At 60.1% G+C, this 16,193-nt stretch carries 16 protein-coding genes; 9 read left to right on the top strand and 7 right to left on the bottom strand.

Annotated elements, in window-relative coordinates; all coding sequences use genetic code 11:
* Positions 1-48 precede the first annotated feature (48 nt).
* The 3 genes from mdoG (at position 49) to FHU12_RS12175 (ending at position 4,577) form a co-directional block, all read left to right on the top strand.
* A complete protein-coding gene (gene mdoG, locus FHU12_RS12185) occupies positions 49-1,617 on the top strand; it encodes a glucans biosynthesis protein MdoG (RefSeq protein WP_025302384.1) in 1,569 nt (522 codons plus the stop codon).
* Positions 1,610-4,168: a glucans biosynthesis glucosyltransferase MdoH gene (gene mdoH / locus FHU12_RS12180; RefSeq protein ID WP_141969588.1), complete on the top strand. Its 2,559-nt coding sequence runs from the start codon at positions 1,610-1,612 to the stop codon at positions 4,166-4,168. The genes mdoG and mdoH overlap by 8 nt, the downstream gene beginning before the upstream one ends.
* A 211-nt stretch (positions 4,169-4,379) precedes the next feature.
* Complete coding sequence (locus FHU12_RS12175; RefSeq protein ID WP_046688460.1) at positions 4,380-4,577, top strand: YceK/YidQ family lipoprotein; 198 nt, start codon at positions 4,380-4,382, stop codon at positions 4,575-4,577.
* 6 nt (positions 4,578-4,583) lie between these two features.
* On the opposite strand, the gene FHU12_RS12170 is transcribed toward FHU12_RS12175, so the two are convergent.
* Together FHU12_RS12170 and FHU12_RS12165 are read right to left on the bottom strand one after the other, a co-directional pair.
* Complete coding sequence (locus FHU12_RS12170; RefSeq protein WP_141969586.1) at positions 4,584-5,129, bottom strand: GNAT family N-acetyltransferase; 546 nt, start codon at positions 5,127-5,129, stop codon at positions 4,584-4,586.
* A 33-nt stretch (positions 5,130-5,162) separates the two neighbouring features.
* Positions 5,163-5,540, bottom strand: a complete 378-nt coding sequence (locus FHU12_RS12165; protein ID WP_033642660.1) for a MysB family protein — start codon at positions 5,538-5,540, stop codon at positions 5,163-5,165.
* Between the two features lie 209 nt (positions 5,541-5,749).
* Here FHU12_RS12165 and leuA point away from each other — a divergent pair, with 209 nt between their 5' ends.
* A complete protein-coding gene (leuA, locus tag FHU12_RS12160) occupies positions 5,750-7,432 on the top strand; it encodes a 2-isopropylmalate synthase (RefSeq protein ID WP_141969584.1) in 1,683 nt (560 codons plus the stop codon).
* Here the strand turns inward: leuA and FHU12_RS12155 are convergent.
* Complete coding sequence (locus tag FHU12_RS12155) at positions 7,389-8,183, bottom strand: AraC family transcriptional regulator (RefSeq protein ID WP_141969582.1); 795 nt, start codon at positions 8,181-8,183, stop codon at positions 7,389-7,391. The two genes, leuA and FHU12_RS12155, sit on opposite strands and share 44 nt — an antisense overlap.
* A 137-nt stretch (positions 8,184-8,320) precedes the next feature.
* Here FHU12_RS12155 and FHU12_RS12150 point away from each other — a divergent pair, with 137 nt between their 5' ends.
* Genes FHU12_RS12150 through FHU12_RS12135 form a run of 4 tightly spaced genes read left to right on the top strand, consistent with a single transcriptional unit; the run spans position 8,321 to position 9,882 of the window.
* Complete coding sequence (locus FHU12_RS12150) at positions 8,321-8,638, top strand: ArsR/SmtB family transcription factor (protein WP_099817330.1); 318 nt, start codon at positions 8,321-8,323, stop codon at positions 8,636-8,638.
* Complete coding sequence (locus FHU12_RS12145) at positions 8,628-9,062, top strand: YeeE/YedE family protein (RefSeq protein WP_141969580.1); 435 nt, start codon at positions 8,628-8,630, stop codon at positions 9,060-9,062. The genes FHU12_RS12150 and FHU12_RS12145 overlap by 11 nt, the downstream gene beginning before the upstream one ends.
* Before the next feature lie 2 nt (positions 9,063-9,064).
* Positions 9,065-9,493, top strand: coding sequence for a YeeE/YedE family protein (locus FHU12_RS12140; RefSeq protein WP_141969578.1), 429 nt, complete (start codon positions 9,065-9,067; stop codon positions 9,491-9,493).
* Positions 9,484-9,882, top strand: coding sequence for a VOC family protein (locus FHU12_RS12135; RefSeq protein WP_141969576.1), 399 nt, complete (start codon positions 9,484-9,486; stop codon positions 9,880-9,882). The genes FHU12_RS12140 and FHU12_RS12135 overlap by 10 nt, the downstream gene beginning before the upstream one ends.
* Before the next feature lie 49 nt (positions 9,883-9,931).
* On the opposite strand, the gene FHU12_RS12130 is transcribed toward FHU12_RS12135, so the two are convergent.
* The 4 genes from FHU12_RS12130 to FHU12_RS12115 all read right to left on the bottom strand — a co-directional run bounded on the left by FHU12_RS12130 (position 9,932) and on the right by FHU12_RS12115 (position 14,703).
* On the bottom strand, positions 9,932-11,485 hold the full coding sequence (locus FHU12_RS12130; protein ID WP_141969574.1) for a peptide MFS transporter: 1,554 nt from the start codon (positions 11,483-11,485) through the stop codon (positions 9,932-9,934).
* Between the two features lie 476 nt (positions 11,486-11,961).
* Positions 11,962-13,197 (bottom strand): multidrug efflux MFS transporter MdtG, encoded by a 1,236-nt coding sequence (gene mdtG / locus FHU12_RS12125; protein WP_141969572.1) that lies wholly within the window; start codon positions 13,195-13,197, stop codon positions 11,962-11,964.
* A 199-nt stretch (positions 13,198-13,396) separates the two neighbouring features.
* Positions 13,397-13,681 (bottom strand): YciI family protein, encoded by a 285-nt coding sequence (locus tag FHU12_RS12120; protein ID WP_141969570.1) that lies wholly within the window; start codon positions 13,679-13,681, stop codon positions 13,397-13,399.
* A 101-nt stretch (positions 13,682-13,782) separates the two neighbouring features.
* On the bottom strand, positions 13,783-14,703 hold the full coding sequence (locus FHU12_RS12115; protein WP_141969568.1) for a Kdo(2)-lipid IV(A) acyltransferase: 921 nt from the start codon (positions 14,701-14,703) through the stop codon (positions 13,783-13,785).
* Positions 14,704-15,118: 415 nt separating this feature from the next.
* Here FHU12_RS12115 and trhO point away from each other — a divergent pair, with 415 nt between their 5' ends.
* On the top strand, positions 15,119-16,186 hold the full coding sequence (gene trhO / locus FHU12_RS12110; RefSeq protein ID WP_141969566.1) for an oxygen-dependent tRNA uridine(34) hydroxylase TrhO: 1,068 nt from the start codon (positions 15,119-15,121) through the stop codon (positions 16,184-16,186).
* Positions 16,187-16,193: the final 7 nt, after the last annotated feature.

Here is a 16,193-nt window from a genome sequence, read left to right as displayed (position 1 = left end):
TCCATTAATATGGATTTAAATGATTTGAGCACACGAATAGGGGGGGATGTGCTAGTTAATATATTATCCGGACAACCACGCGCCGCGAGCGTTCGTTGGTTAGGTGCTACCGTATTGTTCACGCTGTTCAGTTCGCCGGCATGGGCCTTTTCTATTGATGACGTGGCCAAGCAGGCGCAGGATCTGGCCGCGAAAGGTTTCGAAGCCCCGAAGAGCAACCTTCCTTCTCAGTTCCGCGAGATGAAGTTCGCAGACTATCAGCAGATTCAGTTCAATCACGATAAAGCCTATTGGAGCAAGCTGAAAACCCCTTTCAAGCTTGAGTTTTATCATCAGGGGATGTACTTCGACACGCCGGTGAAAATCAACGAAGTCACCTCCACCAGCGTAAAACAGATCAAGTACAGCCCGGATTACTTCAACTTCGGTTCGGTCAAACACGACCCTGAATCGGTGAAAAATCTCGGTTTTGCCGGCTTTAAGGTGCTTTACCCGATCAACAGCGCCGACAAAAACGATGAGATCATGAGCCTGCTGGGCGCGAGCTATTTCCGCGTGGTGGGTAAAGGGCAGGTTTACGGGCTGTCCGCTCGCGGCCTGGCTATCGATACCGCTTTGCCGTCCGGCGAAGAGTTCCCGCGTTTCCGCGAATTCTGGGTTGAGCGTCCGAAGCAGGGCGACAAACACCTGGTGATTTATGCGCTGCTGGATTCCCCGCGCGCCACCGGTGCTTACCGCTTCACGGTGATCCCGGGCCGCGACACCACCGTGGACGTCGAGTCCAAGGTATTCCTGCGCGACAAGGTGGGCAAACTGGGCCTGGCGCCGCTGACCAGCATGTACCTGTTCGGGCCGAACCAGCCGTCGCCGACGCTGAACTACCGCCCGGCGTTGCACGATTCCAACGGTCTGTCTATCCATGCCGGCAACGGCGAGTGGATCTGGCGCCCGCTGAACAATCCTAAACACCTGTCCGTCAGCACCTATACCGTTGAGAATCCTAAAGGCTTCGGTCTGCTGCAGCGCGGTCGCAACTTCAAAGAATATGAAGATCTGGACGATCGTTACGATCTGCGTCCGAGCGCCTGGATCGAACCGAAGGGCGACTGGGGCAAAGGCAAGGTCGAGCTGGTGGAGATCCCGACGGCGGATGAAACCAACGACAACATCGTCGCGTTCTGGACGCCGGATACGCTGCCGGAAGCCAAAAAGCCGCTGACGCTGAGCTACCGTCTGAACTTCACCCGCGATGAAGACAAACTGCATTCGCAAGACATCGCCTATGTGGCGCGGACCATGCGTTCGACCGGTGACGTGAAGCAGTCCAACCTGATTCGCGAGCCTGACGGCAGCGTGGCCTTCCTGGTCGACTTCGTCGGCCCGGTGCTGAAAGGGCTGGACGCCAACACCCCGGTCGCTTCTCAGATCAGCATCGGCGACAACGGTGAAATGGTAGAAAACAACGTCCGCTATAACCCAGTGACCAAAGGCTGGCGCCTGACGGTGCGTCTGAAAGTGAAAGACGACAAGAAGCCGGTAGAAATGCGCGCGGCGCTGGTCAATGGCGATAAGACTCTGTCGGAAACCTGGAGCTATCAGCTACCTGCCAATGAATAAGCCTACTCAACCCGCCCAGGATTATCTTGCGGCGCTGCCTCTGACCGCCGAGCGGTCGGAGGCGCTCAACCCTCACACGGCGGATGACGCTCAGGCACTGGAGGCGCTTCATCGGCAGATGGGCGCCGCCGACGCCAACGTCAACAGCCTGTCGGCGGATGACGTGGCGTTGGCCTCGGTCAAACCGCGCATCGAAAGCGCCTGGCCGGATGCGGTCAGCGATGACGACTTCGATACCGACGCCGAAGGGCGCGCCATTCTGAAGGCGACGCCGCCGATCAAACGAACCACCATGTTCCCGGAAGCCTGGCGTACCAACCCGGTGGCGCGCTTCTGGGATTCTCTGCTGGGGCGTTCGCCGCACAATCGGCACGCCACCAAAGAGGAGGCCGAGGCCGAGAACCGCTGGCGCGTTGTCGGCTCCATGCGCCGCTATGTGCTGCTGGTGCTGATGCTGGTGCAGACCGGCATCGCCACCTGGTATATGAAAACCATCTTGCCTTATCAGGGCTGGGCGCTGATCGATCCTATCGCCATGCTGGATCAGGATCTGATGCAGTCGGTGCTGCAACTGCTGCCGTATGTGCTGCAAACCGGCATTCTGATCCTGTTCGCCGTACTGTTCTGCTGGGTCTCGGCCGGTTTCTGGACCGCGCTGATGGGCTTCCTGCAGCTGCTGATCGGCAAAGACAAATACAGTATTTCCTCCACCATCAAGGGCGATGAGCCGATCAACCCGGCGCACCGTACCGCGCTGATCATGCCGATCTGTAACGAAGACGTCGAACGTGTGTTCGCCGGCCTGCGTGCGACCTATGAGTCCGTCGCCGCCACCGGTCAGCTGGAGCACTTCGATATCTACGTGCTGAGCGACAGCTACGATCCGGACATCTGCGTGGCGGAGCAAAAGGCGTGGATGGAGCTGTGCCGCGATGTCGACGGCCACGGCCGCATCTTCTATCGCCGCCGCCGCCGTCGCGTAAAACGCAAAAGCGGCAACATCGACGACTTCTGCCGTCGTTGGGGCGGCGAGTACAGCTACATGGTGATCCTGGACGCCGACAGCGTGATGAGCGGCGAATGCCTCACCGGGCTGGTGCGTCTGATGGAAGTCAACCCGAACGCCGGCATCATCCAGTCCGCGCCGAAGGCGTCCGGCATGGATACCCTGTATGCGCGCGTGCAGCAGTTCGCTACCCGGGTTTACGGGCCGCTGTTTACCGCCGGCCTGCATTTCTGGCAACTGGGCGAGTCGCACTACTGGGGCCATAACGCCATCATCCGCGTGAAGCCGTTTATCGAGCACTGTGCGCTGGCGCCGTTGCCGGGCGAGGGCTCCTTCGCTGGTTCAATCTTGTCGCACGACTTCGTTGAAGCGGCGCTGATGCGCCGCGCCGGCTGGGGCGTGTGGATCGCTTACGATCTGCCGGGCAGTTATGAAGAGCTGCCGCCAAACCTGCTGGACGAGCTGAAACGCGACCGCCGCTGGTGCCACGGCAACCTGATGAACTTCCGCCTGTTCCTGGTGAAAGGCATGCACCCGGTGCACCGTGCGGTGTTCCTGACCGGCGTGATGTCCTACCTGTCGGCGCCGCTGTGGTTCATGTTCCTGGCGCTCTCCACCGCATTGCAGGTGGTGCATACCCTGATGGAACCGCAATACTTCCTGCAGCCGCGGCAGCTGTTCCCGGTTTGGCCGCAGTGGCGGCCCGAGCTGGCGATAGCGCTGTTCTCCACCACGCTGGTGCTGCTGTTCCTGCCGAAGCTGCTCAGCATCGTGCTGATCTGGGCCAAGGGTGCGAAAGAGTACGGCGGGGCGTTCCGTCTGTTCATTTCGATGCTGATGGAAATGCTGTTCTCGGTGCTGCTGGCGCCGGTGCGCATGCTGTTCCATACCGTGTTCGTGGTGAGCGCCTTCCTCGGTTGGGAAGTGGTGTGGAATTCGCCGCAGCGTGACGATGACGATACGCCTTGGGGCGAAGCGTTCCGCCGCCATGGTTCGCAGATGTTGTTGGGCCTGGTGTGGGCCGGCGGCATGGCGTGGCTGGATCTGCGCTTCCTGTGGTGGTTGGCGCCGATCGTGTTCTCGCTGATCCTGTCGCCGTTCGTGTCGGTGCTGTCGAGCCGCGCGACGCTGGGCATGAAGAGCAAACGCGCCAAGCTGTTCCTGATCCCGGAAGAGTACAACCCGCCGCGCGAGTTGCTGGCGACGGAAGAGTACCTGCATCTCAACCGCAACCGCGCGCTGACCAACGGCTTTATTCATGCGGTGGTCAACCCATCCTTCAACGCGCTGGCGACGGCGTTGGCGACGGCGCGTCACCATTTGCGCGCTACCCTCGATCGCAACCGCGAGGAGCGGGTGAACGAAGCGCTGCAGCTGGGGCCGGAGAAACTGGTGAAGGGCAAACGTCTGGAGCTGCTGAGCGATCCGGTCACGCTGGCTCGTCTGCACCAGCGCGTCTGGCTGTTGCCGGAAGGCGCTGCCTGGCGTGAGCACTATCAGCAGTTGCCGCACAACCCGCTGGCGCACCCAACGGGCCGACGTTAATCGCTGAACGGTAACGCTCAGACGGGGAATGCGCATGGCGCATTCCCCGTTTTTTTTACCTTTTGCTTACGCGCGCCGGTACCGGTGGAGAAAGGGAACTGTGGTAGACTGCGGCCGATGCGTTGTTCACTCGCGAAACAACCCTTTGCTCAGAGTCAATGTCGTGAAGCTCTCTTCCTACCTTCGGCTAGCCTGCGTGGCGGCCGGCGTGATGGTCTTAACCGGTTGCGGCAGCATCATCAGCCGCACCGTGCCCGGCGCGGGACATGGCCACCAGTACTATCCCGGCGTGCAGTGGGATTTGCGCGATACGCCCTGGCGTTATGTCACGGTGATAGACGTGCCGCTGTCGATGGTGGTGGACACCTTTATGCTGCCGTTCGATGCGCAGCACGGCCCCTATGAATAAACCTGCTCAGCGGGTGGCGAACACCACCAGCTGATAGCCTTTCTGCCCGCACTGGAAAGACGCCAGCGCCGTCATCCCCAGCCCTTGCACGTGTGCGGCTAGCGAATGCGGATTGTCGTCGTCGATAAACAGCGCGCCCACGTCGTAATCATGACAGGTATGCGCTTTGACCGCGGCGTAGAGGCGTTTCAGCACCCCCTTGCCGCGCCAGGCGGCGGCGAGGCAGACCGGGCCGTAGAGAAACCCCCTCTGCTCACTCAGCGCCCGCCCGGCGAACGACTGCGTGGCGAGCGTCGCCAGCATCGCATCCACCACCGGCGGCCGCGGTTGCACGTCGGCGGGCATCAGGCAAACGAACCCTGCCAGTTGGTTCTCCTGCTCGGCCACTAGTATGCCGATGCTGCGGTTGATCGCCGCCAGCTGCGCCTCATTCATGCGTGATACGATAAATCCCTGCCGTTTTTGGCGCTCGTCGAGCGCTTCAGGCACGTTTTCGCCCTGCAGCTGCAAAATGGCAGGGTAGTCGGTGGGGCGGGCCTGGCGAATGTTCATGGTGCCTCCTTGGCGGTGAAAGTAGGGGGCGGGTTAACGTTCATCCCACTCATCGGCGGCGGCCTGGCCTTCTTCGGTATCCAGCGGCGGCTCGAGCTGGAAGTCGCCTTCTTCCCATTCGTACAGGGTATTTTCGTCTATCCACTCGGCGGTAATTTCCACTTCGTCGTAGTCACCGTCGAATATCGCCTGCGCCGCCGCACCGCTGCGCAGCGTCAGGCATTCCACCGCTTCGCCCTCTTCTTCGAAGAACTCCGCTTGCCACATCGTGTCGCCATCCTGCATCACATACTTTTGCAGATTGAACTGCTGCGGCACCGGCGGTTCATCGCCGCTGCTGCCTTCGGCGGTGTCGATAAACTCTTCGCGTGCGGCCTCGATGGCTTCTTCCAGAGTTGCATACAGGCTCATGTTCGCCTCCGTTGACAATGAGAGTAGAGCGCCCGGCGTACTGCCGGTGCGGTGGGAGAAACGTCAAAACTAATTGTTGTCTCACTGGCGCAGGATGCAAATTTTTTTGTTGTCCGCTTTGCGACGACGGTTGTCCGCAAAGCGGGAGAAGAGGAAGCGATGGCGGGAAATAATGGCGTTATCGTTCACTCAGGCATCAGGAGAAGCCCATGTTAATCGACCCGTCAAGCAAATACCGACCGTTCCCGCCCGTGGCGTTACCAGACCGCCAGTGGCCTGCGCGCACGCTGCGGCAGGCGCCGCGCTGGTGCTCCAGCGATCTGCGCGACGGCAACCAGGCGCTGGCGGAACCGATGGATAACGCGCGCAAGCGCGAATTCTATCAATTGTTGTTGCAGTGCGGTTTCAAAGAGATTGAGGTGGCTTTCCCTTCGGCGTCGCAAACGGATTTCGATTTTGTGCGCACGCTGATCGACGAGCAACTGATCCCGCACGACGTCACGATTCAGGTGCTGACGCAGTCGCGAGACGATCTGATCGATCGCACCTTCGAGGCGCTGCAGGGTGCGCCGCGGGCTATCGTGCATCTGTACAACGCCACGGCGCCGATGTTTCGCGACATCGTGTTCCGTCAGGATAAGGCCGCAACCGTGGCGCTGGCGGTGAACGGCGCGCGGCGCATTCGCCGGCATTGCGAGGCTCAGCCCGATACTGCCTGGTGCTTCGAGTATTCGCCGGAAACCTTCTGTTTTACTGAATTAGAGTTCGCGCTGGAGATCTGCGAGGCGGTGGCGGAGGTGTGGCAACCGGGGCCGCAGCGGCCGATGATCATCAACCTGCCGGCGACGGTGGAAGTGAGTACGCCCAACGTGTATGCCGATCAGATTGAATGGTTCTGTCGTCATTTCAGCCGTCGCGCCGATGTGGCGATCAGCGTGCATCCGCATAACGATCGCGGCACCGGCGTGGCCTGCGCGGAGCTGGCGCTGTTGGCCGGCGCCGATCGGGTCGAAGGCTGCCTGTTCGGCAACGGAGAGCGTACCGGCAACGTCGATCTGGTCACGCTGGTGTTGAATCTCTATACCCAGGGCGTGGCGCCGGGCCTGGACTTCAGCCGCCTGAAACAGGTGGTGGAGGTGGTGGAGCAGTGCAATCAGTTGCCGGTACATCCTCGCCATCCTTATGCCGGTGAGTTGGTGTTTACCGCCTTCTCCGGTTCGCATCAGGATGCGATCAAGAAAGGTTTCGCCGCGCAACGCCAGCGACAAGATGGCTGGTGGCAGGTGCCTTACCTGCCGCTCGATCCCGCCGATGTCGGCTGCAGCTATGAGGCGGTGATCCGGGTCAACAGCCAGTCCGGTAAAAGCGGGGCTGCCTGGTTATTGGAACAAAATCATGGGTTGGCGTTGCCGCGCGGTTTGCAGATTGACTTCAGCCAGGTAGTGCAGCGTGCGACCGACGGCAGCGGGAAGGAAATGAGCGGCGCACAGCTGTGGCGCTTATTCCGCGACACCTATGGCCTGGTGGAGCAGCCGCGCTTGCAACTGTTGAGCTACCAGACGGAAAGTCACGGGGTAGAGGCCTACAGCTTCAACGCGCGAGTTGCCTGCGAGGGAGAGCCACTGCGCCTGCAGGGCACCGGCAACGGTTTGCTTTCCAGCGCGGTGGATGCGCTGCGTCAGCGCTTCGGCTTGCCGCTGGCGATCGAGGATTACCACGAGCACACGTTGGGGCATCAGAGTGATAGCCGAGCGGTGGCCTATATCCGCTGTGCGCTGCCGCAAGGTGAGGCGACCTACGGCGTTGGCATCGACGTTGACTCCGCCAGCGCCTCGCTGCAGGCGCTGTTCAACGTTGCCGGGCGCTATCTGTCGTCGGCACGGCTCGGCTGAAATAGTCGCTGGGCGCGACCCCCAATAACCGGCGGAACATGGCGCTGAACGCGCTGGGGCTGTCATAGCCGAGATCCAGCGCCACTTCCAACACCGAGCGGCCTGTCGCCAGCGCGTTCAACGCCGCCAACAAACGGGCGCGTCGCACCCAATCACTAAAATGCAGCCCGGTTTCTCGCTGGAAGCGTCGCGACAGGGTGCGTCCACTGACGCTGAGCTGAGCGGCCGCCTGTTCCAGCGTCCAGGGCTGCGCCAGCGTGGCCTGAATATGGCGGCACAGGGCAAGCAGTGAGGCCTCACGCGGTTCGGGCAAGTGCAGCGGCAGACTCGGCAGCATTCGCAACTCATCCAGGATCAGTTCCATCACGCGCTCATCGCGCCCGCCGCTGGGATAGCCGGGCGCAATCTCCATCGCACAGATAATCAACTCGCGCAGCAGCGGCGAAATCTGCACCACCTGGCATTGGGCCGGCAGATCGGCACGCGCCAACGGATCGACAAACAGCGTCCTGGCCGCCACCTGGCCGGTGATGCGCAGGCTGTGCACCATTTTCGCCGGTACCCAGACGCCACGGCCGGGTGGCACCACCCAACTGCCGAGCCGGGTCGTGACCTGCACTACGCCGCTCAGGCTGTGAATCAGCTGCGCGCAGTTATGGTAGTGATCCGGCTCGCTGTCGCCGTGGCGATAATCCTTGGCCAACGGCCGGATGGGCTGATCGACCGGCAGAACGTCATGAAACAACAGCATCGTTAGCGGCCTCCGTGCGGCAAAAGGGGGGAAGACAGCATGCCATGCGGCGCGGTTTCACACCAGCCTGTGGCACGCGGCAGATAAATAGTTTATAAAATGATATTATATAATTTTATAAACTATATGGAAGGGTGATGGATATTGACGTGATGCGCAAGGCGGCGGCGCAGGCTGGCGCGATGCTGCGCACCCTGGGCAACGAAGATCGGCTGCTGCTGCTGTGCCGGCTCAGTCAGGGCGAGATGGCGGTGAGCGAGCTGGCGCAGGCGCTGGATATCCGCCAGCCGACGTTGTCCCAACAGCTTGGCGTGCTGCGCGAGGAAGGGTTGGTCTCCACCCGACGCGCCGGCAAGCAGATTTACTATGCGGTGGCCGATGCCAAAGCGCTGGCGCTGCTAACGACCCTGTATCAACTGTATTGCCCACAGCCGGAGAACCGCGATGACCATTGACTGGCAACACTTCACGCCTTATTCCGCGCTGGCGGGCGGGGCCATTATCGGCGGTGCGGTAGCGCTGCTGCTGCTGTTCAACGGCCGCATCGCCGGCATCAGCGGCATTACCGGCGGCTTATTGAGCGCGGGCGGCCGAGAGCGGGGCTGGCGCGCCGCATTTCTTGGCGGGTTGCTGATTTCTCCTTGGCTGTATGCTGCTGCGGCGGCTTTGCCTCCTGGTGAGATCGCGGTCGGCAGCGGCTGGCTGGCGATCGCGGGGCTATTGGTGGGGGTGGGTACCCGATTGGGCAGCGGCTGCACCAGCGGGCACGGCGTGTGCGGCGTCGCGCGGCTGGCGCCGCGATCGTTGGCCGCCACGGCGGTGTTTATGCTGCTGGGCTTTACGACCGTGTGGCTGATGCGCCATCTGCTGGGAGGGTGAAGATGCTTAAGTTTCTGTTGGCGCTGCTGAGCGGCGTGATTTTCGGTCTGGGGTTAATTATCGCCGGCATGGCCAATCCGGCTAAGGTACTGGCGTTTCTCGATATTACCGGCCAGTGGGATCCTTCGCTGGCGTTGGTGATGGTTGGAGCGATTGCGGTGGCGGCACCGGCCTTTATGTGGGCGCGCCGACGCGAGCGGAGCCTGTTGGGGGAAGCGCTGCAGATCCCGGCCGCCGGGCGTGTGGATCGCCGTTTGCTGGTGGGCAGCGCGCTGTTCGGCATCGGTTGGGGCATTGCGGGCATTTGCCCTGGCCCCGCCTGGGTGTTGGCGGGGGCGGAGATACAACGGGTATGGCCGTTCCTGCTGGCGATGCTGGCGGGCATGGCGCTGTACGAGATTATCATGAGGTGGAGGCGTTCATGTCGATAGCCAAGGCGGTGCTGCGCATTGCGCGCCCGACCGATCGGTTGCAAGAGATTGCCACGCTGTATTGCCGCGGGTTGGGGTTTGAAAGGCTGGGCGAGTTTGTCGATCATCAGGGATTTGACGGCATTATGATCGGGCATCCGCAGCATGCCTACCATTTGGAGTTCACGCAGCATCGCGGAGTGCAGGTTGGACAGGCGCCGACGCAGGATCATCTGCTGGTGTTTTATCTGCCGGATGAGAACGAATGGCGAGCCGCGTGTGAGCGGATGCGGGCGGCGGGATTCTTGGCGGTTACCGCCTATAATCCCTATTGGGATCGGGCGGGGCAAACCTTTGAAGACCCTGATGGCTACCGGGTGGTCTTGCAACATCAGGCCTGGCAAGCATAAAAAAACCGGCGCATCGAGCGCCGGTTTGCGAGATAAAACGGGTTATCTGTCAGGCGTTGGTCGCCGGTTTTTGCGCGCTCTTGGACTGGGTATTTTCCAGCATGCGGCGAATCGGCACGATCAGCACGATCAGCACGGCGGCGCAGATCAGCAGCGCGACTGAGCAGCGAGCGAACAGATCCGGCAGCATATCCAGTTGGTCTGCCTTGACGTGACCGCCGATAAGACCGGCCGCCAGGTTGCCCAGCGCACTGGCGCAGAACCACAGCCCCATCATTTGCCCGCGCATTCTCTCCGGCGCCAGCAGCGTCATGGTGGCCAGCCCGATCGGGCTCAGACACAGCTCACCCAGCGTCAGCATCAGGATACTGCCCACCAGCCACATCGGCGATACGCCGGCGCCGCCGTTGCTCAGCACATTCTGCGCGGCCAACATCATCAGGCCGAAACCGCCGGCGGCGCACAGGATACCGATCACGAACTTGGTGATGCTGCTCGGACGCACGTTATTGCGCGCCAGCGCAGGCCAGGCCCAGCTGAAGACCGGTGCCAGCAAGATGATGAACAGGGCGTTGATCGACTGGAACCACACCGCCGGGATCTCGAAGCCGCCGACCATGCGATTGGTGTAATCGTTGGCGAACAGGTTGAACGAGGTTGGCTTCTGTTCAAATGCCGACCAGAAGAACGCGGCGGAGATCAGCAGGATGAAGCACACCAGCAGGCGTGCGCGCTCTTTGCGGCTCAGGCCGGCAAAGGCGAACAGGTAGATGAAATACAAGGTGACCGACGCGGCGATGACGTACACCAGCACGCTGGCTACCTCAACCGGGTTGATGACGATGGTGCCCTGAGCGATCAGCACGATGACCGCAGCCAGGACTACCGCCAATGCCAGCAGCCAGGCGCCGACGCCTTTCTTCTTCGCGACCGGGCTGTTCCAGGTGGAATCCAGGCCCACTTCGCGGTCATAGCGTTTCATCGCCGGTACGGCGAATACCCGGAAGATCACCAGCGCCACCAGCATCCCGATACCGCCGATGCCGAAGCCCCAGTGCCAGCCGTGTGACTTGATCAGCCAGCCGGAGATCAGCGGGGCAATGAACGAGCCGATGTTGATGCCCATGTAGAACAGCGAGAAACCGCCGTCACGGCGCGCATCGCCTTTCTTGTACAACGTACCGACCATTACCGAGATACAGGTCTTGAACAAGCCGGAACCGAGTACGATGAACATCAGGCCGATGAAGAACAGGTTGGTGCCGATCACCGCGGACAGGGCGATCGACAGGTGGCCGAGCGCGATCAGGATAGAACCGTACCAGACGGCCTTGCGTTGGCCGAGCCAGTTATCCGCCAGCCAGCCGCCCGGCAGCGCCGCCAGGTACATGCTGCCGGCGAAGATGCCGACGATTGCCGACGCGTTCTCACGCGCCAAACCCAGGCCGCCGTCGTACACGGTGGCAGCCATAAACAGGATCAGCAGCGGACGGATGCCGTAGAACGAGAAGCGCTCCCACATTTCGGTGAAGAACAGAGAACCCAGCGGATAGGGATGGCCGAAGAAGGTCCGGCTTTCTGACTTATTGACAGAGGATTGCATAACGATTTCCCAATAAAAGGCGCTGCAAGGCTGCAGCCCGTACTGTGGTATGTATGTGTATTTAATGAAGGCGATCCGCCCAATGCGGATTACCCGACAAAACCGCGGCTGCAACGCTGATAAACCGTGGAAAGCGTGCTGACCTTTTTTCACTTGGCCGATGGTTCACATCTGGCGTGATATTATTTAACCATTTGATAACTGGTCGTTGGTTTTGTCTAGTACCTGTATCCCATTTTTTAGACGAAAAGTCGACAAGCATCTCCTTTTCTGGTTTTTCTGTTGGTTATGGCTGGAATATGATTGACAGCGGGTTTTATGCGCTGAAAGTTAATTAATTGTTGATAAACAAGATGTTGAGATAAGAATGTTCTGAGTTAGGCGAAAGTTCACAGGCCTGAAGGAAGCATTATTAAAAGTAGGGGAAACGCGCCGTTGATCTGACCAACGGCGGAAAGTGGCGATAAATGCAGCTATTACTCTTCCTGCAGCGTGTCTTCCCGCATATAGCCCGGCCGTCGCCGCAGACACCACCAGGAATACCCGGCGTTGAACAGCACCACCAGCGCGGTGACCGCGAAGACCGCGCGAAAACCGTAGCCGGCGGAGACTGCGGCGCCGAGCAGCGGGCCGCTGACGTTGCCAACATCGCGGAACGACTGGTTGTAGCTGAAAATACGGCCGGCCACCTGATTGGTGCAGTTGTAAATCAGCAGTGTCTGTACCGCCGGCAGCAGCGCGCCGTCGGCCGCCCCCAGCAGAAAACGCAGTACCCCGAGCTGCCACGGCGTCTGCACGAACGCCATCGGGATCAGCAACAGCACCGAGACGATCAGCATAAAGACCAGAATGCGTTCCGGGCCAATGCGATCGCCCAGCTTGCCCAGCCGCGGGGCGCTCATCAATGCCGCGACGCCGGGCACCGAGGCGATCAGACCGCTGATAAACGCCAGATTGTGGGTGGCGCCGGCCAGATCGCGCACATACAGCGTCAGGATCGGCGCAATCGAGCCCGTGGCGATCTGGATGATCATGGTGGTGACAAACAGGCTGAGCACCAGTTTCGGGTTCTTCAGCGAGGCGAACACCTGTTTTGCGTGCAACATGTCGCGTTTTTGCACCGGGGTAAATTGTTCTTTGACATACAGCAGCGTCAGCACGAAGCAGACGAATAACACTGCGGCGGTGATATAAAACACCGGGCGCAGGCCGTACAGATCGGCCAACAAACCGCCGATCAATGGGCCTATCAGCGCACCGCCGACGCCGCCGGTGGACAGGGTGCCGAGCGCCCAGCCGCTGCGGTTGCGCGGCACCTGGGTGGCGATCAGCGCGTTGGCGTTGGGGATGAATCCGCCGAGCAGCCCCAGCACTGCGCGCAGCGCAAGAAACTGCCAGACCGTTTGCGCCATGCCCATCAGCGCCATGACGATCGCCATGCCTAGCGCCGAACGCAGCAGCATCAGTTTACGGCCGCGCCGATCGGCCAGGGCGCCCCAAAACGGCGCGGCGATGGCGGAAAACAGGAAGGTGATGCTGAACAGCAGACCGGACCACATGTTGAGTGCCTGATGGCCGGTAACGCCCAGCGTCTCTACGTACAGCGGCAGAAATGGCATCACCAGGCTGAAGGCGGCGCCGGTGAGAAAACATCCCAGCCAGGCGACGAAAAGGTTGCGTTTCCAGTTAACGGGTTCTGCTGCCGAAGCCATAAATGTCCACTGCCGAAAGGTGACGCGTTTTGCCGGCGGCAAGATAAAGGGGCAAAACGTGAAAGTTAGCCTGGTAAGTATGCGCCGCAAGCGCGGCGACGGCAAACGAGGGGACAAAGATTGGGTGAAAAATGAAATAAAGTTTTAAAAATGACGTTTAAACCTTATTCCGCGCTTAGCGCGCGGAATTTACAGCGTTTTATAGTCCGGCCAGCGCCTCGAAACCGGCGGCGGTGGTGGTGGCGCTAAAGTCGGTGACCTCGTAGTGGGCTACGGCGTTGAAGGGATCTTCGGCCAGGATGGCGTCTAACTGCGCACGGTCAATGCCCTTGGCCAGGATCACGCCGCCGGTGCGGGGATTCTTACGGCCGGAGGCGATGAAGGTACCGTCCTGAAAATATTTCTTAAGCCAGGCGATGTGGCCTTCAAGGTGGCTGTCTACGTCGGCGATTGGGCGATGGTAGGTCAGGCTGACAATGTACATAACGGCTCCAGGGTGGGCGACAAAGGCTTTACCATCCCACCCTCGCCGTCGATTCTCAAGAGGCGCGCAATAAAAAACCCGCCGGTGGCGGGTTGGCTTGATCAGTAGAGCGAAGGCTCGCCTTCCGGGCGGGTCTTGAAGCGGCGATGCAGCCACATATATTGGTCCGGCGCCATCAGGATCTCTTTTTCCACCACTTTATTCATAAAGGCGGCGGCCTCGAGTTCGTTATCCAGCGGGAAGTTTTCCACCGCCGGTTGCATGATCAGCTCATACCCTTTGCCGTCCGGCAGGCGGCGCGGGGTGAACGGGATGATCGCCGGTTTGCCCATCCGCACCAGCACGTAGCTGCCGGTGGTGGTGGCGGCTTTGTCCACCGCGAACAGCGGCACGAAAACGCTGCTGCGCGGGCCGTAGTCGTGATCCGGGGCATACCAGATGATGTCACCCTGTTTCAGGGCGCGGATCATGCCTTTGACGTCTTTACGATCCAGCATCGACTTGTTGGAACGCATGCGGCCCCAGGTTTGCAGCCAGTCCATCAGCTTGTTGTCGTGTGGGCGGTAAACGCCGATGCCCGGGTTGTGAATGCCGAAGATGCGCGCGCCCAGTTCCAGCGTCAAGAAGTGCAGGCCAATCAGCAACACGCCCTGATGGTTGTCGCGCGCTTTTTGGATGTGCTCCAGGCCGCTGACCTTGAACCAGCGTTCGATGCGCCAGTTCGGCCAGAACCACGCCATACCGGTTTCAAACAACCCCATGCCGACCGATTCGAAATTCTTTACCACCAGCGCATCGCGTTCGGCCTGCGGCATGTCGGGAAAACAGAGCTCGAGGTTACGTTGGGCGATAACGACGCGCCGTTTGAGAAAGCGCATGGAAAATCGCCCGATCGAGGTGCCGAGCCAGTAGATGACGGGGTAAGGCAACAGTACCAGCAGATACAGTAAGCCGATACCCACCCAAGTCAGCCAGTAGCGCGGGTGCAATAATGAGCGATTGAAAGTAGGAACTTGAGTCATGGGTTCTCTGTTTGAATACGGTTGTCTAAGTGTAATGACAGAGTCATAGCATGGTCTGGCGGCCGGGTCGGCTCGGCCGCAAGGTTCGTTTCTGCCGTTTGTTTGCGACTATTGTGGCATTTTTCTCGCGATCCGGGAAAACACAACGCATTAAAATCCCCTTTTGGCCATTGAATATGCATCAATTGCCGAATTTTTCCACAATGCTCCCGCCAAAGATCATGACGATATCACGATCGGGTAATTAGCAGGGGGTTAATGCGCCGGCATCATGGATGAGTGCGGGGGGACGGGTTTAGGGACGTTTGCGCCAGGGCTGCGCGGCGCCGGTTTTTCGGGTATGATGTGCGCCGCGCGCGGGCCGGCTGGCAGCGCGCGGTAATCAGTCACCTCCCGAAAAACAGGAAAGTACACCATGCCAGTGTTACATAACCGAATTTCTAACGAGGAACTGAAGGCGCGCATGCTGGCGGAAACCGAGCCGCGCACCACAGTTTCTTTTTACAAATACTTCTCTATCGACGATCCTAAAGCGTTTCGCGACAGCCTGTACGTTCAGTTTGAGAAACTGAAGGTGTTTGGCCGCATCTATGTGGCCAAAGAGGGCATCAACGCGCAGATCAGCGTACCGCAGCATCACTTCGACGCGTTCAAAGCCGCGCTGTTCGCCTCGCACCCGGCGCTGGATCAGGTTCGCCTGAACATCGCGCTGGAAGACGACGGCAAATCCTTCTGGGTGCTGCGCCTCAAGGTGCGCGAGCGCATCGTGGCCGACGGCATCGATGACGAGAGCTTCGATCCAAGCCAGGTGGGCGAATATCTGCAGGCCGATCGCGTCAATCAGATGATCGACGATCCGAACACGGTATTTGTCGATATGCGCAACCACTATGAGTACGAAGTCGGCCACTTCGAAAACGCCATCGAGGTACCGTCGGACACCTTCCGCGATCAGCTGCCGATGGCCGTGGAGATGCTGCAGGACAGCAAAGACAAGAATATCGTCATGTACTGCACCGGCGGCATTCGCTGTGAAAAAGCCAGCGCCTACATGCTGCACAACGGTTTTAAAAACATCTACCACGTGGAAGGCGGGATTATCGAATATGCCCGCAAAGCGAAAGCGCAGGGGTTGCCGCTGAAGTTTATCGGCAAAAACTTCGTGTTCGATGAGCGCATGGGCGAACGCATCTCCGACGATGTGATCGCTAACTGCCACCAGTGCGGCGCGCCGTGCGACACCCACACCAACTGCAAGAACGACGGCTGCCATCTGTTGTTCATTCAGTGCCCGAGCTGCGCCGCCAAGTTTGAAGGGTGCTGCAGCGAGATTTGCCGTGAAGAGCTGAAGCTGCCGCGCGAAGAGCAGCGTGCGCGCCGTGCCGGCCGCGAAAACGGCGTCAAGGTTTTCAATAAATCGAAAGGCTTGTTGCAGACCACGATGCACATTCCGGCACCGGAAGAAGAAGGCCCAGCCCGCTGAGCCTGAG

Source organism: Serratia marcescens (genome assembly GCF_006715005.1).
Lineage (GTDB): Bacteria > Pseudomonadota > Gammaproteobacteria > Enterobacterales > Enterobacteriaceae > Serratia > Serratia montpellierensis.
The sequence above is the reverse complement of the archived record's forward strand: the minus strand, read 5'-3'. Positions and strand labels throughout refer to the sequence as shown.

Coding starts and splice junctions, on each gene's coding strand:
- mdoH (WP_141969588.1), top strand. CDS start 1,610: ATGAATAAGCCTACTCAACCCGCCCAGGATTATCTTGCGGCGCTGCCT.
- FHU12_RS12175 (WP_046688460.1), top strand. CDS start 4,380: ATGGTCTTAACCGGTTGCGGCAGCATCATCAGCCGCACCGTGCCCGGC.
- FHU12_RS12170 (WP_141969586.1), bottom strand. CDS start 5,129: ATGAACATTCGCCAGGCCCGCCCCACCGACTACCCTGCCATTTTGCAG.
- FHU12_RS12165 (WP_033642660.1), bottom strand. CDS start 5,540: ATGAGCCTGTATGCAACTCTGGAAGAAGCCATCGAGGCCGCACGCGAA.
- leuA (WP_141969584.1), top strand. CDS start 5,750: ATGTTAATCGACCCGTCAAGCAAATACCGACCGTTCCCGCCCGTGGCG.
- FHU12_RS12155 (WP_141969582.1), bottom strand. CDS start 8,183: ATGCTGTTGTTTCATGACGTTCTGCCGGTCGATCAGCCCATCCGGCCG.
- FHU12_RS12150 (WP_099817330.1), top strand. CDS start 8,321: ATGGATATTGACGTGATGCGCAAGGCGGCGGCGCAGGCTGGCGCGATG.
- FHU12_RS12145 (WP_141969580.1), top strand. CDS start 8,628: ATGACCATTGACTGGCAACACTTCACGCCTTATTCCGCGCTGGCGGGC.
- FHU12_RS12140 (WP_141969578.1), top strand. CDS start 9,065: ATGCTTAAGTTTCTGTTGGCGCTGCTGAGCGGCGTGATTTTCGGTCTG.
- FHU12_RS12135 (WP_141969576.1), top strand. CDS start 9,484: ATGTCGATAGCCAAGGCGGTGCTGCGCATTGCGCGCCCGACCGATCGG.
- FHU12_RS12130 (WP_141969574.1), bottom strand. CDS start 11,485: ATGCAATCCTCTGTCAATAAGTCAGAAAGCCGGACCTTCTTCGGCCAT.
- mdtG (WP_141969572.1), bottom strand. CDS start 13,197: ATGGCTTCGGCAGCAGAACCCGTTAACTGGAAACGCAACCTTTTCGTC.
- FHU12_RS12120 (WP_141969570.1), bottom strand. CDS start 13,681: ATGTACATTGTCAGCCTGACCTACCATCGCCCAATCGCCGACGTAGAC.
- FHU12_RS12115 (WP_141969568.1), bottom strand. CDS start 14,703: ATGACTCAAGTTCCTACTTTCAATCGCTCATTATTGCACCCGCGCTAC.
- trhO (WP_141969566.1), top strand. CDS start 15,119: ATGCCAGTGTTACATAACCGAATTTCTAACGAGGAACTGAAGGCGCGC.